Source organism: Streptomyces sp. NPDC127068 (assembly GCF_042724695.1).
Lineage (GTDB): Bacteria > Actinomycetota > Actinomycetes > Streptomycetales > Streptomycetaceae > Streptomyces.
On sequence record NZ_JBHXEN010000001.1, the window covers coordinates 164,002 to 178,067 of the forward strand.

Here is a 14,066-nt window from a genome sequence, read left to right on the forward strand (position 1 = left end):
CGCGGTGCGCTGTTGCTTTGCGCAGTTCCCCGCGCCCCTGATGGGGGGCTTCTCGGGGGGGCCGGCTCCCCGCACCCGCAGGGGACTGCGCACCGGCAGGCGTACGCACCCGATAGGGGCGCGGGGAACTGCGCAAAGCACGAGCGCACCCGCACGGGGCAGCGCACCCGTGGCGAACGGCCGGAGAACGGGGAGCACCCCGCGCCGTGGAAAGGCGCGGGGTGCGGGGCGAAACCGTGGAGCTAGTCCGTCGCGATCGCCGTGAGGACGTTCATACGTCCCGCACGGAACGCCGGGACCAACGCGGCGAACAGTCCGACGAAGGCCGAGCCGACGAACACCGTGAGGATCGTGGGCCACGGGATCTCCAGGATGCCGAGCCCCTCCAGCGCCAGGAGCTTCTGCGCGGTGGTGCCCCAGCCCATCCCCAGTCCGAGGCCGAGCAGCGCACCGAACAGGGCGATGACCACGGACTCCAGGCGGATCATCCGGCGCAGCTGGCGGCGGGACATTCCGATCGCCCGCATCAGGCCGATCTCCCGGGTGCGCTCCACCACGGACAGCGCCAGCGTGTTCACCACACCGAGCACGGCCACGATGATCGCCAGGGCCAGCAGCCCGTACACGATGTTCAGGAGCTGACCGACCTGGTTCTCCAGCTCTTCCTTGTAGTCGGTCTGGTCCCGGACCACGTACTGCGGGTACTCCTTCAGGCTGCCCTTGAGCGAGGTGTACGCCGCGTCGGCCTTGCCGTCCTCGGCCTTGGCGAAGAGCATCACGCTCTGCGGCATGCGGTCCGCGGGGAGGTACTTCTCGACGGTGGTGATGTTGACGTAACGGGAGTCGGCGTCGATCGTGGCGTCGCCTGCGGTGATCGCGGCCACCTTCAGCTTCGCCGTCTCGCCGCCCTTGAACGCCACGGTGAGCGTGTCGCCGAGCTTCACCCCGTGGTCTTCGGCGTAGTCGCTGCCCACCGACATCGCGTCCTCGCCGTAGGCGGCGACGAGCTCGCCCGCGGTCACCTCACGGCGCAGGTCCTGTGCGTAGGTGGGGTCGGCGGCGGACAGGTCGGAGGACTCGGTCTTGCCGTCCGGCGTGGTGATCTTGGCGTCGACGATCTTGTAGCGGCTCACGTGGTCGAGGTCCTGGTTGGCGCGCATCGCCTTCTCGGCGTCGTCGACGATGCCCTGCCCCGAATCGGACTGGACGATGAAGTCCGCGCCGACCGACTTGTCCAGCTCGTCGGTGGCCGAGGCGACCAACGAGGAGCCGACCACCGACAGGCACGCCACCAGCGCCAGGCCGATCATGAGGGCCGCGCCGGTGGCACCGGTGCGGCGCGGGTTGCGCAACGCGTTCCGCTCGGCCATCCGACCGACCGGTCCGAAGGCGCGCAGGACGACGACGCTGAGCGCCCGGACCACGGCACCCGCGAGGAGCGGGCCGATCACGATGAAGCCGATCAGGGTGAGGACCACGCCGAGACCGAGGTACATCGAGCCCTCGCTCGCCTTGTCGGCGTTGGCCGTCGCGAAGAGCGCGGCGCCGCCGGCAGCGGTGAGGGTGAGGCCGATGATGCCGCGGATCAGCCCGGCCTTGCCGTCGGCGGGGGTGCCCGCGTCCCGCAGGGCGGCCATCGGGGAGACCTTGCCGGCCCGACGCGCCGGGAGGTACGCCGCGAGGACCGTGACGACGATGCCGAGGACCAGGCCGACGATCGGGGTCGTCGCCTTGACGGTGAGGTCCTCCGTGGAGAGTTCCATGCCCATGGAACCCATGAGTTCCATCAGGCCGACCGCGAGGCCGACTCCGGCTCCGACTCCGAGCAGGGAACCGACCACGCCCAGCAGGATCGCCTCGACCAGCACGGACCGGTTGATCTGCTTGCGCGAGGAACCGATGGCCCGCATCAGGCCGATCTCGCGGGTGCGCTGGGCCACCAGCATGGAGAAGGTGTTGACGATGAGGAAGATGCCGACGAGCAGCGCGATCCCGGCGAAGCCGAGCATGGCGTACTTCATGACGTCGAGGAAGGAGCCGACCTCGTCGCGGCCGGCCTCGGCGGCCTCCTCCTGGGTCTGGAGCTTGTAGGTGCCGGAGCCGACCGCCTCGGCGATGTCGCCCTTGAGGGTCGTGTCGCTGACCCCGTCGGCGGCGGTCACGTTGATCTGGGTGAACGCGGTGGTGCTGTCGAGCAGTTGCTGCTGCGCGGTCTTGGTGTCGAAGTAGACGATGGCCGCGCCCGGGTTGGTGACCTTGAAGGAGGCGATGCCGGATATCTTGGCCGTGAAGTCGCCCTGGGCCGTGATCGTCCGCAGTTCGTCGCCGAGCTTCAGGTCGTGCTTCTCGGCGGTGTCGGCGTCGACCATGACGTCGGTGGGGCCGCGCGGGGCGTTCCCCGAAGTGATCTCCATGGAACGCAGGTCGTTGCGGGTCCAGTTGCCCGCGAAGGTCGGGGCTCCGCTCGTCGATCCGATGTTCTCGTTCTTCGCGTTGACGACCGTGACACCGGTGGAGGCGATGGAGCCCTCGGCGTACCGGACGCCCTCGACCTTCGCCACCTTGGACACCGCGGAGGCGGGCACCGTCTCGGGGCGTCCGGTGGGGGTGGCCTCACCGGCGCTTTCGGTGTTCTTGGCGCTGACCGTGACATCGGCGGACGTCGCGCCGAACAGTTTGTCGAACGTGGTGTTCATGGTGTCCGTGAACACCAGGGTGCCGCAGACGAACGCGACCGACAGCAGCACCGCCACCGCCGACAGCGCCATTCTTCCCTTGTGCGCCAGGAAGTTGCGCAGGGACGTCTTCATGACCGTCATGACGTGCGCCCCCGGGCGTCGAAGTCCTTCATGCGGTCGAGGACGGCCTCGGCGGTGGGCTGGAGCATCTCGTCGACGATGCGGCCGTCGGCGAGGTACAGCACGCGGTCCGAGTAGGAGGCGGCCACCGGGTCGTGGGTGACCATCACGATCGTCTGGCCCAGCTCGTCCACCGAGCGACGCAGGAAGCCGAGGACCTCCGCGCCCGCACGGGAGTCGAGGTTGCCGGTCGGTTCGTCACCGAAGATGATCTCGGGGCGGGCGGCGAGGGCCCGCGCCACGGCGACCCGCTGCTGCTGACCGCCGGAGAGCTGGGTCGGCCGGTGCTTGAGCCGCCCGGCGAGACCGACCGTCTCGACCACCCGGTTCAGCCAGGCGCGGTCCGGCTTGCGGCCGGCTATGTCCATCGGCAGGGTGATGTTTTCCAATGCGTTCAGCGTCGGCAGCAGGTTGAACGCCTGGAAGATGAAGCCGATCCGGTCCCGGCGCAGTTGGGTCAGCTTCTTGTCCTTGAGGCCCGTGATCTCGGTCTCGTCCAGGTAGATGTGCCCCTCCGTCACCGTGTCCAGCCCGGCGAGGCAGTGCATCAACGTGGACTTGCCGGAGCCCGAGGGGCCCATGATCGCGGTGAACTGCCCGCGCGCTATGTCGACGTCGACGCGGTCCAGCGCGACGACCCGGGTCTCCCCGGAGCCGTACGCCTTCACGACCTGCCGCGCCCGGGCGGCTACGGCCGTACGCCCTCCCGTACCCCCGTGCTGGGGGGTGGTCACAGCCGTTGTCACGGTATGTCTCCTATGTCGGTCAGCAGAAGCGCGCAGGCTTCCACCAGCAGTCGATGGGTCGAGCAGTAGCGGGCCCGGTCGGCGGGTGATGCGGTGTGGTGCGGTGGTGTCCTGACGCCAACCAGTCTGGAACGCGGAGGGGGTGCGGCGCCCTGGTGCAGAGCGCAGTCTTTCCCTGGGGAAAACCCCACCCCCGGCCCTGCGGTCCACAGCAGGGGCCCACCGGACCCGTCGGTCCCGGCGCTCCCCCGCCGTGTAGGACCAATCTAAGGACGTGAGCGGGCCGCCACCTCCTCCGGTGGTACGAAGCCGAACCACACCCTCCTACCGAGGTACCCCTAGGGGTTCTCCACCCGCGGACGGAGAACTCTCAGGGTCGAGTACTCCGTTGCTCGCAGCCCAGGCTGCTCCCTCCCGTTACGTGAAGGTCAAGCCCGCGCCCGACGACGGCCTCGGCCGGGACGCCGTACTGCCGTTCACCTCCACCGGGGCCCGCGTCCGGGGCCTACTCCTCGGGCACCGCTCCCGTGAGCGCGGCCAGGCTGCTGCGCACGTGCGCCATGTGGGCCCGTACTTCGTCCCACCGCTCCCCGTGCTCCCGCAGCACCCGTTCCGTCTCCCGGGCGATCCGCTCCTCGCGGGCCTCCGCCTCCGCGCGCACCCGTGCGGCCTCGGCCTCCGCGTCCTGCTGGCCGCGCCGCGCGGCCTCCTCCGTGTCCGCGTGGGCGCGTTCGGCCTCCACGAGCCGGGCCTCGGCCCGGGTCAGGAGTTCGTCGCGCGCCGCGTCGGCCTCGGTCTCCCGCTCGGCGAGCGACCGGTCGGCCGTGCGGCCCCGGTCCGCGAGGTCCCGTTCCTGCTCGGCGAGGACCGTCGCGGTCCGTTGCCGGGTGTCGTCGAGCACCCGCTCCGCCTGTGCGCGCCACTCCTTCGCGTCCTCCTGCGCCGACGTGCGGACGGTGGCCGCCTCCATCTGCCCGGCCGCGACCCGTTCCTCGGCCCGCGCAGTCGCCGCGTCGCGGACCGTGCGTGCGTGCTGTTCGGCTGCCGCCCGGAGCAGTCGCCCGGCTTCCTCGCCTTCGGCGAGCGTCTGCGCGGCCTCCTCCAGGACGGCCTCCAGGACCGCGGCGGCCTCCGCCTCGGCCGAGGTCAGGATGAGCACCGCGCGCTCCCCCAGCGACTCGTACGTCTGCGGGGCGAGGGTCGCCGCCTTCTCCCGCAGCGACGCCGCCTCCGCGTCCATCTCCTTCGCCAGGACGGTCAGTCGGGCGGCCCGCTCCCATGCGTCGTCGCGCAGCCGGGACAGTTCCGCGATCCGCTGGTCCACCTGTTCCGGGCGGTAGCCACGGCCGCGTTGCGTTCCGAAGCCGTGGGGCGACGCCGCTGCTGCACTGCTCACCTGTGATTCCTCTCCTCGCGCGACCGGGACCCACGGGGGAGCCGGGCCCGTCCCGATCCCTCCGGGAACGGGTTCCACCCCGTGCTCCGTCCGTCCGCTTGCTCAAGGATGCTCCCAAAGCCGCCGAAAGTCGGAATCGGGGCCTTCGCTCCCCATACCCACGCAGCACGCCCATGCCACCCTGTCCCGTGTGTGGCGTGCGGGTGCGCTGTGGTTGCTCGCGCTGTTCCCCGCGCCCCCTCGGTACGTCCCGCTGCGCGTGCGTTGATCCGCTCGGTGTGCGGTGGTTTCGCGCAGTTCCCCGCGCCCCTATCGGGTGCGTCCACCTGCGGTGCGCTGTCCGGTGCGGGTGCGCGGTTGTCCTGCGCAGTTCCCCGCGCCCCTATCAGGTGCGTCCACCTGCGGTGCGCTGTCCCGTGCGGGTGCGCTGCTGCTTCGCGCCCCTGATCCCGTGCGTTCACCTGCCGGTGCGGGGTTCTGTGCGGGTGCGCTGGGGCTTTGCGCAGTTCCCCGCGCCCCTGGTCGGGGCGCTTCCAGGCACCCCGCAGGGAACAGCGCACCGCCAGGGGGACGCACCCGATGAGGGGCGCGGGGAACTGCGCGAAACCACCACGCACCGAGCGGGACAGCGCACCGCCGGCGGGACGCACCCGATAGGGGCGCGGGGAACTGCGCGGGCAACCACCATGCACCCGCACAGCGCCCCGTACCGGAAGGGGGCGCACGTAAAAGGCGCTCGACCTGGGCCAGGTCGAGCGCCTTCTCACTGAGCTACAGCAAGCCGTCCCACATCTGCTCCAGCAGCACGGACCACCAGCCCTCCGGCGAGCCCAGCGCCGCCGGATCGAGCGCCACCAACTGGGCCTGGAAGTCGACCGTCCACCGCGCGGCCTGCTCCTGGTTGAGCCCGTACCGCAGTCGCCACATCCGGCCGAGCAGCGCCAGGCACCGCACGAACTCCGGCAGTCCCGAGTTGACGAACTGCGGTGCGACCACCGTGCCGCCCGGGCCCGCCTCGACCGGCACGGCGACGATGTTCGCGGTGCCGTACTGGACGCAGATCGCCTTGCCGAAGTCGCTGCCCACCACCAGGTACGAGCCCGCGTCCGGAGCGGGCTGGACCCCGCGCTCCTGCGCCAGCTCCGCCAACGTCGGCACCGGGCGCCCCGGCTGGGCCTGCGCCCAGAAGAACGGACCCACCTCGATCGGCAGCCCGGCCCACATGAGCGTCACCGCGACCGCCTCGGGCACGCCCTGCCGGGACACCGCGTGCTGGTCGAACCGGAAGACCCCCGGCCCGAACGCCGCCGCCAACTCCTGGGCGACCGCCTCCGGCGGGACGGGCGGCACCGGCTGCGGCGGCGGCAGCGGAGCCCGTACCGGCGCGGGACGGGCCGGCCCGTCCGCGACCTGGTGCAGCTCGCCCTGGTGCTCCAACAGTTGTCGCATGCCCTGCTGCCGTGACGCGTGGTCCGTGCCGTACGGGGCGATGCTCGTGATGCGGGCCTGCGGCCAGCTCTCCCGGATCATGCGCGCGCAGTACGCGCCCGGCAGTTCGCACGACTCCAACTCGGTGTGGAGTTCCAGCACCTGTTGCGGAGGCACGTTCAGCGCCCGCAGTTCGTGCAGGATCTGCCACTCCGGGTGGGGGGTGCCCGGCGCGGACCGCCGGATCAGCTGCTGTTCCGAACCGTCGGCCGCCCGGTACCGCAGCACCGCCTGGTACCCGGGGCCCACCATCGGCTGCCCCGCGGGGGCGGGCGGGTACCCGTAGGCGGGAGCCGCGCCGACCGGCTGCACCCCGGGAACAGCGTGCGCACCGGGGGCACCGGGAACGCCCGGCGCGCCGGGCGGCGGGGGGGCGCCCGGACCCGGTGGGCCCTGCACCGCCGGACCCGCGAGCATCGTCGCCGCGTGGTGCACCCCACCACCGGGACCACCCGGCGGACCGGGCGGGACCGGGGAGCCCGCCGGGGGCTGCGGTGCGCCCGCGGTACCGCCCGGCGGCGTGCCGGGACCGCCCGACTGCTCCGGGGGGAGCGACGGCATCAGCTGGGTGGGGACGTAACCCCCGGCGGGCGTTCCGGGAGCGCCCGGGCCCGAAGGCGGCGGGGGCGGTCCCGGACGCGCCCCGGGGACGCCCGGAACACCGGGCGGCGGAGGAGGCGGGGGCACGGCACCGCCCCGGGAGTTGCGGCGCGGTCGCTGGGCCTTGCTCGTCGCCGCGTCCGCGATGTCCTGGGCGCCCGGCGGCAACGAGCCGCCCGCACCACCCGGTCCGGTCGGAGCGACCGGGCCGGTCGGAGCAACGGGGCCGGTCGGCGAGCCCTGTGGCGGCGTACCGTACGGGGCCCCCTGCGGAGCACCGGGCTCACCCGCCGGCGGGGGCAGCGCCTGCGCCAGCGCGGTGGGCGGCAACTGGCTCCCCCCGGGGATCAGCGCGGTGGGGGCGTCCGGCGCCACCGAGGGCGGAACGTTCTCCGGGACGACGGGCGCCGCGAACACCGTGTCCGGCAGCGGCACCGAGCCCGCCTCGTCGGCGCCGCGCGCGGTGTCGGTCCCGGCCCACGGGGTCTCTCCGGATGCCGGGCCACCACCGGGCGCCGGCGCGGCGTCCGGAACCCGAGCCCCGACCGGGCCGTCGACGGCCCCGCCCGGACCCGCGACCGTCTGCGCCAACCCAGGAGGGCCGGCCATCGTCTGCGCCGGCGGAACCGCGGCCCCGGGGAAGGAGTCCCCGGACGGCCCGGACACCCCGCTCGCAGCGGAGACGGCGCCCGACGCGCCCGCGCCCGCGGCACCGACATCCCCGGCGTCCCGACGCTGCTCCGCGTCCCGACGCTGATCGGGGATGCCCAACTTGTCCGCCGCCTCCTGCAACCACTCCGGAGGACTCAGCAGGAACGACGTCTGGTGCAGGTCGATCCGCTCCGGCGCCGCCGGTGCGGCGTCCTCCGCCGGGCCCGGCACCGCCCCGTACTCCTCCTCGTACCGACGGATCACCTCGCCCACCGGCAGTCCCGGCCACAGCGTCGCCTCACCGCCGTCCCGGGCGATGACCAGCCGCTGTGCGCCGCCGTCCGACCGCGGGCCCTCCGGGCGGTCCTCCGCCCAGACCACGAAGCCGAGCCCGAACTCGCGCACCCGCACCTCCCGGTGCTGGTACGCGGGGACGTCGCCGTTCACCCACTCCTCGCCGCGCTCCTGCGCCTGTACGAACGTCACCATCGAGTACTCACTCCCCCGCGACCTGCGCGTTCGACTCGGCGCCGCCGACCGGCACCGACCGCGCGAACCCACCGTCGACCATCAGGTTCGCCACCGTCTCCAACTCCGGCGGACTGCCCGCGAGCCGCGACAGGAACACGTCGAAGTCGTCGCCGCACGGCAGCAGCAACGTCCGCATCCGCTCCTCCACCGGGAAGCCGTCCCGGTCCCGGGCGTCGTCATGGGCGCAGAACCACACCGAACCGGGCAGCTCGCCCCGCACCTTGACCGCCAACAGACCGCCCTGGACGAACCCGATGCCGAGGTAGTCCTTGGTCAGGTGGTCGCGCAGGCACTTGTTCATGTAGACGAGGTCGTTGATCGCGGCCTCGTCGCGCACCGTGAAGAACGGCTGGTCCACCAGCAGGCCCAGTTCCGCGTCCAACGCCGCCCCCACGGGGGCGCAGCCGCCCGCCGCCTTCAGGAACGAGCGGTAGGCACCGGGCAGTCGGTAGCCGAGTTCCTCCTCCACCGACTGGACCTGCGTCTCCGTGACCGCCACCGCGCCGCGGGGCAGGTCGAAGTGCACGGGGCGGGTCTCCTGGAGCGGGCGCGTACCGCGCTTGTCCTGGTCCACCGGGGTGGTCGTCAGTCCGCCGTGGTGCCGCAACAGGGCCTTCACCTCGACGGGGACCAACTCCAGCCGCCGGGTCCCCGGCACGTGGTGCCAGGTCCAGCCGTGCGGGGTCGCCACCGGCGACCCCGACTCCCACAGCGCGTGGCGTTCCGCAGCGAGCACCGCGTTCGCCGAGACGTAGTCCGTCAACCGCAGCTCGTCCACGCCGAAGCCGGCCGGTGGCTCGGCAATCTCGGCGGCGGCCCGGGCGTACGGTGCGAAGTCCGGGTGACCCCGCTCGTCCACCCGCACCCCCCGGGGGTGGCGTGCGGCCCGGACCGGGTCCGGGAAGTGCACGACCTGCCCGGCGTACGCCGCGTTCGGCGGCGCGGCCTGCTGCCCGAGCCGACCTGTCGTCATGGCGGTAGCCCCCCTGCGGCGCTGGGATCGATCGATGCGTGATCATGTACGTCATCGATGCGGACGGAACGTGAGTCGGCGACAGCCTATGCCGAACCGCAACGGCGGTCATCGGGTCACCGATTCGGTGACCTGCTGTCACACCGACGTGACCGTACGACGAGCGACACGCGAGACGGCCTGCCCCGCAACGCCGCAGCTTCCACAGCGGCGCCGGAATTTGGCAGGCTGATACACCGCACGCGGGGTGGCGACGACCAGCCAGGCACCCTCCCGCGGGGAGGGAACACGCACCCGATGAGAACACCACAGGCACAACCGGCATCGCGGACGGGGTCCGCGCGGCCCGCCGGACCGACGAGGTCCGCCACGGCGACCGGTGACCCCCGGGTGGGCTGGAGCACCGAGCGCACCCTGGACGCCCCGGTCCTCGCCCACCGTCGTGACGGCATCCTCCCGACCGTCGCGGCGGCGCTCTCCGTGCACGGCGCCACCCTCACGGGCACGGCGGCCCGCGGCGACCGGCCCCCCGCGCTGCACCCCCTCGTCCAGGACTTCCTGGACACCCTCACCAGCGACCGCCGGGACCGCTACACCGGGCGCTGCGCGGAGACGCTCCTCATCTCCCGGCACCTCACCACCGCGGACGGCGAGCGCTCCAAGCGCGCCCGCCGCAAGCCGATGACGAACGGCGAGGCCCGCAAGGCGCTGCGGCACGCCAAGCTCACCACCCGCCGCATCCGCGAGGACGACGACCCGCTGCACGGCACCTTCTCCCACCCGTGCCGGGCCTGCACCGCCCTGGCCAGCCACTTCGGCGTCCGCGTGATCGGCCCCCGATGACCGCCCCGGGCGGGCGCCGGTCGACCGCCCGACGCCCGCCCGCGCCACCCGCACCACCCGTTGACCCGTAGCACCCCGTAGCCCGTAGGACCCGGTAGTACGCGTAGCACCGGCCCCGCACCCCCACGAACGAGAGCAGATGCAGCCCGACCGCAGCTCCACCACCCGCTTCCCCGTCCCCGTCGACGCCGCGCTGCGCGCGGCGGGCTGGGAGCCCGGCCGCTGGGACATAAAGCAGGCCGAGTACTGGGCCGACACCCTGCGCGCCCACACCTCGCCCGGCGGACACGAACACGCCGTCTTCCCCGCGGCCGTCGAGGCGTGGGCCGAGTTCGGCGGCCTGCACCTCGCCCCCGGGCCGATGCCTCCCGGGCCGGGTCGGCCGGTCGCGCCGACCGCCGTCCGCCTCGACCCGCTGCACGGTCTGCACCTCGCCCGCACCCTCGCCGACCTGGGCCGTGCGCTCGGCACCGAAGTCAGCCCCCTCGGCGAGGAGATCGTCGCGGGCTCCCCCGCCCCGGGCGACCACCAGGCGCTGCTCGCCATCGACGCCGAAGGCCGCGTCTACGGGCTCGACCACACCGGCGACTGGTACTTGGGTCCCGATCTGGACACCGCGCTCATCACCCTGGTCACCGGCGCCCTGCCGCCCCGCCTGGCCACCGCACCGGCGTCGTAACGGGCCCGTGGCAGGGGCCGACCGGCGGGGGCTCCGGTCAGGCCGTCCCGCAGGGAATCACCGCGGACACCCGGAACCCGCCCGCGTCGGTGGGCCCCGACACGAACACGCCGCCCAGGGCGCCGACCCGTTCCCGCATGCCCACCAGCCCGTTGCCGCCGCTGGGCAGCCGCGCGCCGGCGCCGCCCTCGGTGACCGGCGGCGGCGCCTCGTTCTCCACCTGCATCGCGATCTCGGACAACCGGTGCGCCAGCCGCACGTACGTCTTCGCGCCCGCCGCGTGCTTGTGGACGTTGGTCAGCGCCTCCTGCACCACCCGGAACGCCGTCTGCTCCACCTCGGCCGCGTACGCCCGCAGTTCCCCCTCCACGGACAGCACGACCGCCACGCCCGCCACCCGCGACTGGCCCACCAACTCGTCCAGGTCCGCCAGACAGGGGCCCTCCCCCACCGGGGCGGGGCCGGCGGCCCGCGAGGCCGCCGCCGCGGCGGCGGCCCCCACCGCGGCCAGCGGCACCGGCTCGGCACGGCCCCGGCGCTCGTTGCCCGCGGCGGGCGCGGACAAGCCGTCGCCGGTCCGCAGCACCCCCAACATCTCCCGCAGCTCGCTCAGCGCCTGCCGCCCCATGTCGCCCACCAGGGCGGCGTTGCGCACCGCCTTCTCGGGGTCCTTGCGGGCCACCGCCTGGAGCGCCGCCGCGTGCACCACCATCAGCGAGACCCGGTGCGCCACCACGTCGTGCATCTCGCGGGCGATCCGGGTGCGCTCCTCGCTGCGCGCCCACTCCGCGCGCTCCTCCGCGCGCTCCGCGAGCAACTGCAACTCCCGCTCCAGCGAGTCGGCCCGTTCCCGCAGGCTCTCCATCAGCCGGCGCCGCGCCCCGACGTACAGGCCGAGCAGCACCGGCGGGGCGGTCAGCCCGAGGGACATCGTCAGGGCGATGAACGTGACGACCCACCCCTCGCCGGGCACCACCCCCGCGTCCGCCTGCTGGTCGGTGCGCACGTACGAGACGATCAGCACGGCGACCAGGGACATCCCGGCGAGGCCCGCGGTGATCCGGCGCGGGCACTCCGAGGCGGCCAGCGAGTAGAGGCCCACCACGCTGAGCAGGAAGCCCATCTCCGCGGGGGTGACCGCGATGGCGACGAGCACCACCGCGACGGGCCACCGCCGCCGCACCAGCAGGGTGGCGCCGGCGAGCAGGCCGAACACCAGGCCCACCGCGAAGGGCAGGCCGACGTCCCGCGCGAAGGTGATGCCCTGTCGTGCGCACTCCACGGCCGACACCACGGCCAATGTGACGTCCAGTACGGCACTGCGCCGCCGTGCCCACCACCACGGCCCGGTCAAGGCCGCGCGGTGGACTTCCCCCGTCGTGGTCATGCCCCCAGCGTACGGGGGCGGGTGCACGCCGCCCGGGGAGTTTCGGCGGGCGGGCGCGCGGCGCGTGCGACCCGCGGACGGTGCCGGGCCACCCCGCCGTCGGACGGCCGGTGTTCGACCGGGAACTTGACGGCGGGCACGGTCGACTCGGGTAAGGTTCGGGGCAGTGATCCGCCGTGGGGTAACGGTAGCCCGCAGGCCTTTGAAGCCTTGTAGTGCTGGTTCGAATCCAGCCGGCGGAGCCACGGCGCTCGGGCCCCTGCCAGCAGGTCGGGGCCCGCGCCCATTTCCGGCCCCGTACGCCCCGGTATCCTGCGGATGTCAGCACCAAGCACCGAAAGCCGAAGGGCATACCGTGAGCGCCATTCGCCCGGCCGCCGTCGTCGTTCTCGCAGCGGGTGAGGGCACCCGTATGAAATCGGCCACACCCAAGGTCCTGCACGAGATCTGCGGCCGTTCCCTGGTGGGCCACGTGCTGGCCGCCGCCCGCGAACTGGAGCCGGAGCGGCTCGTGGTGGTCGTGGGGCACGCCCGCGAGCAGGTCACGGAGCACCTGGCGGCGATCGACCCGCTGACCCGCACCGCCGTGCAGCACGAGCAGAACGGCACCGGCCACGCGGTCCGCACGGGCCTCGCGGAGTGGGACGGCACCCTCACCGGCACCGTGATCGTGGTCTGCGGGGACACCCCGCTGCTCACCGGCGCGACATTGCGGGAGCTGGCGCGCACGCACGCCGCGGACGGCAACGCGGTGACCGTGCTGACGGCCGAGGTGCCGGACGCCACGGGGTACGGACGGATCGTCCGGGACCCGGCGTCGGGCGCGGTGACGGCGATCGTGGAGCACAAGGACGCCTCCGCGGCGCAGCGCGCGGTCCGGGAGATCAACTCGGGGGTGTTCGCCTTCGACGGGGCGCTGCTGGCGGACGCCCTGGGTCGGGTGCGCACGGACAACAGCCAGGGCGAGGAGTACCTGACCGACGTGCTGGGCATCCTGCGCGAGGCGGGGCACCGGGTGGGCGCCTCGGTCGCGGCGGACCACCGGGAGATCGCCGGGATCAACAACCGGGTGCAGTTGGCCGAGGCGCGGCGGACGCTGAACGCGCGGCTGGTGGAGCGGGCGATGCTGGACGGCGTCACGGTGATGGACCCGGACTCGACCTGGGTCGACGTGTCGGTGTCCTTCGAGCGGGACGCGGTGGTGTGGCCGGGTACGCAGCTGCTCGGCGCGACGCGGATCGGCGAGGGCGCCGAGGTGGGCCCCCACACGCGGCTGCGGGACACGGTGGTCGGCGCGGGCGCCCGGGTCGACAACACGGTGGCGGACTCCGCCGAGGTGGGCGCGGGGGCGTCGGTGGGCCCGTACACGTACCTGCGGCCCGGCACGCGGCTCGGTCCGGCCTCCAAGGCGGGGTCGTTCGTGGAGATGAAGAACGCCTCGATCGGCGAGGGCACCAAGGTGCCGCACCTGTCGTACGTGGGGGACGCGACGATCGGCGACTTCACGAACATCGGCGCCGCGAGCGTGTTCGTGAACTACGACGGCCAGGACAAGCACCACACCACGGTCGGCTCGCACTGCCGCACCGGCGCGGACAACATGCTTGTGGCGCCCGTCACGATCGGGGACGGCGCGTACACCGCCGCCGGGTCCGTGATCACCAAGGACGTGCCGGCGGGTTCGCTGGCGGTGGCCCGGGGCCAGCAACGGAACATCGAGGGCTGGGTGGCCCGCAAGCGTCCGGGGAGCGCGGCGGCGAAGGCCGCCGAGTCGGCGGCCGGGGAGGCCACTGGCGAAAGCTGACCGGATTCGGGTGCGTCTGATAGCGCGTACCGTGATAGGTGCACTCATTCCGCTGGACTGGGGCATTTGATTCGGCTGACTCGTCGGTGCGGAACGCGGACGGGTGCAGC

Annotated in this window: 9 protein-coding genes and 1 tRNA gene; 4 read left to right on the forward strand and 6 right to left on the reverse strand. The window is 73.3% G+C overall.

Annotation, left to right across the window (positions count from 1 at the left end):
• Window positions 1-242: 242 nt before the first annotated feature.
• The 5 genes from ACFWIA_RS00715 to ACFWIA_RS00735 form a co-directional block, all read right to left on the reverse strand.
• Window positions 243-2,819, reverse strand: coding sequence for an ABC transporter permease (locus ACFWIA_RS00715; RefSeq protein ID WP_386998943.1), 2,577 nt, complete (start codon window positions 2,817-2,819; stop codon window positions 243-245).
• Complete coding sequence (locus tag ACFWIA_RS00720; protein ID WP_385486601.1) at window positions 2,816-3,604, reverse strand: ABC transporter ATP-binding protein; 789 nt, start codon at window positions 3,602-3,604, stop codon at window positions 2,816-2,818. Before ACFWIA_RS00720 ends, ACFWIA_RS00715 begins: the two co-directional genes overlap by 4 nt.
• Window positions 3,605-4,109: 505 nt before the next feature.
• The gene (locus ACFWIA_RS00725; protein ID WP_386998945.1) at window positions 4,110-5,000 is read right to left on the reverse strand and encodes a cellulose-binding protein; all 891 of its coding nucleotides are present in this window, start codon (window positions 4,998-5,000) and stop codon (window positions 4,110-4,112) included.
• A 771-nt stretch (window positions 5,001-5,771) separates the two neighbouring features.
• Window positions 5,772-8,228 (reverse strand): SUKH-4 family immunity protein, encoded by a 2,457-nt coding sequence (locus tag ACFWIA_RS00730; RefSeq protein WP_386998946.1) that lies wholly within the window; start codon window positions 8,226-8,228, stop codon window positions 5,772-5,774.
• A gap of 7 nt (window positions 8,229-8,235) precedes the next feature.
• Window positions 8,236-9,243 carry an SMI1/KNR4 family protein gene (locus tag ACFWIA_RS00735; RefSeq protein ID WP_386998948.1) on the reverse strand — a complete coding sequence of 336 codons (1,008 nt, stop codon included), beginning with the start codon at window positions 9,241-9,243 and terminating at the stop codon, window positions 8,236-8,238.
• Window positions 9,244-9,540: 297 nt separating this feature from the next.
• Here ACFWIA_RS00735 and ACFWIA_RS00740 point away from each other — a divergent pair, with 297 nt between their 5' ends.
• Together ACFWIA_RS00740 and ACFWIA_RS00745 are read left to right on the forward strand one after the other, a co-directional pair.
• Window positions 9,541-10,086: a YwqJ-related putative deaminase gene (locus ACFWIA_RS00740; RefSeq protein WP_386998950.1), complete on the forward strand. Its 546-nt coding sequence runs from the start codon at window positions 9,541-9,543 to the stop codon at window positions 10,084-10,086.
• A 139-nt stretch (window positions 10,087-10,225) separates the two neighbouring features.
• Entirely contained in the window at window positions 10,226-10,765 is a 540-nt protein-coding gene (locus ACFWIA_RS00745; RefSeq protein ID WP_386998952.1) for an SUKH-3 domain-containing protein, read from the forward strand.
• Between the two features lie 37 nt (window positions 10,766-10,802).
• Here the strand turns inward: ACFWIA_RS00745 and ACFWIA_RS00750 are convergent, their stop codons facing one another.
• Window positions 10,803-12,152, reverse strand: a complete 1,350-nt coding sequence (locus ACFWIA_RS00750; protein WP_386998954.1) for a sensor histidine kinase — start codon at window positions 12,150-12,152, stop codon at window positions 10,803-10,805.
• A gap of 170 nt (window positions 12,153-12,322) precedes the next feature.
• Here ACFWIA_RS00750 and ACFWIA_RS00755 point away from each other — a divergent pair.
• Both ACFWIA_RS00755 and glmU read left to right on the forward strand, forming a co-directional pair.
• A tRNA-Gln gene (locus tag ACFWIA_RS00755) sits at window positions 12,323-12,397 on the forward strand.
• A 110-nt stretch (window positions 12,398-12,507) separates the two neighbouring features.
• Entirely contained in the window at window positions 12,508-13,956 is a 1,449-nt protein-coding gene (glmU, locus tag ACFWIA_RS00760; protein ID WP_386998956.1) for a bifunctional UDP-N-acetylglucosamine diphosphorylase/glucosamine-1-phosphate N-acetyltransferase GlmU, read from the forward strand.
• Window positions 13,957-14,066: the final 110 nt, after the last annotated feature.

Excerpts from the sequence above, each read along its gene's own strand:
- ACFWIA_RS00750 (WP_386998954.1), bottom strand. The coding sequence starts at position 12,152 with ATGACCACGACGGGGGAAGTCCACCGCGCGGCCTTGACCGGGCCGTGG.
- ACFWIA_RS00735 (WP_386998948.1), bottom strand. The coding sequence starts at position 9,243 with ATGACGACAGGTCGGCTCGGGCAGCAGGCCGCGCCGCCGAACGCGGCG.
- ACFWIA_RS00730 (WP_386998946.1), bottom strand. The coding sequence starts at position 8,228 with ATGGTGACGTTCGTACAGGCGCAGGAGCGCGGCGAGGAGTGGGTGAAC.
- ACFWIA_RS00715 (WP_386998943.1), bottom strand. The coding sequence starts at position 2,819 with ATGACGGTCATGAAGACGTCCCTGCGCAACTTCCTGGCGCACAAGGGA.
- ACFWIA_RS00745 (WP_386998952.1), top strand. The coding sequence starts at position 10,226 with ATGCAGCCCGACCGCAGCTCCACCACCCGCTTCCCCGTCCCCGTCGAC.
- ACFWIA_RS00740 (WP_386998950.1), top strand. The coding sequence starts at position 9,541 with ATGAGAACACCACAGGCACAACCGGCATCGCGGACGGGGTCCGCGCGG.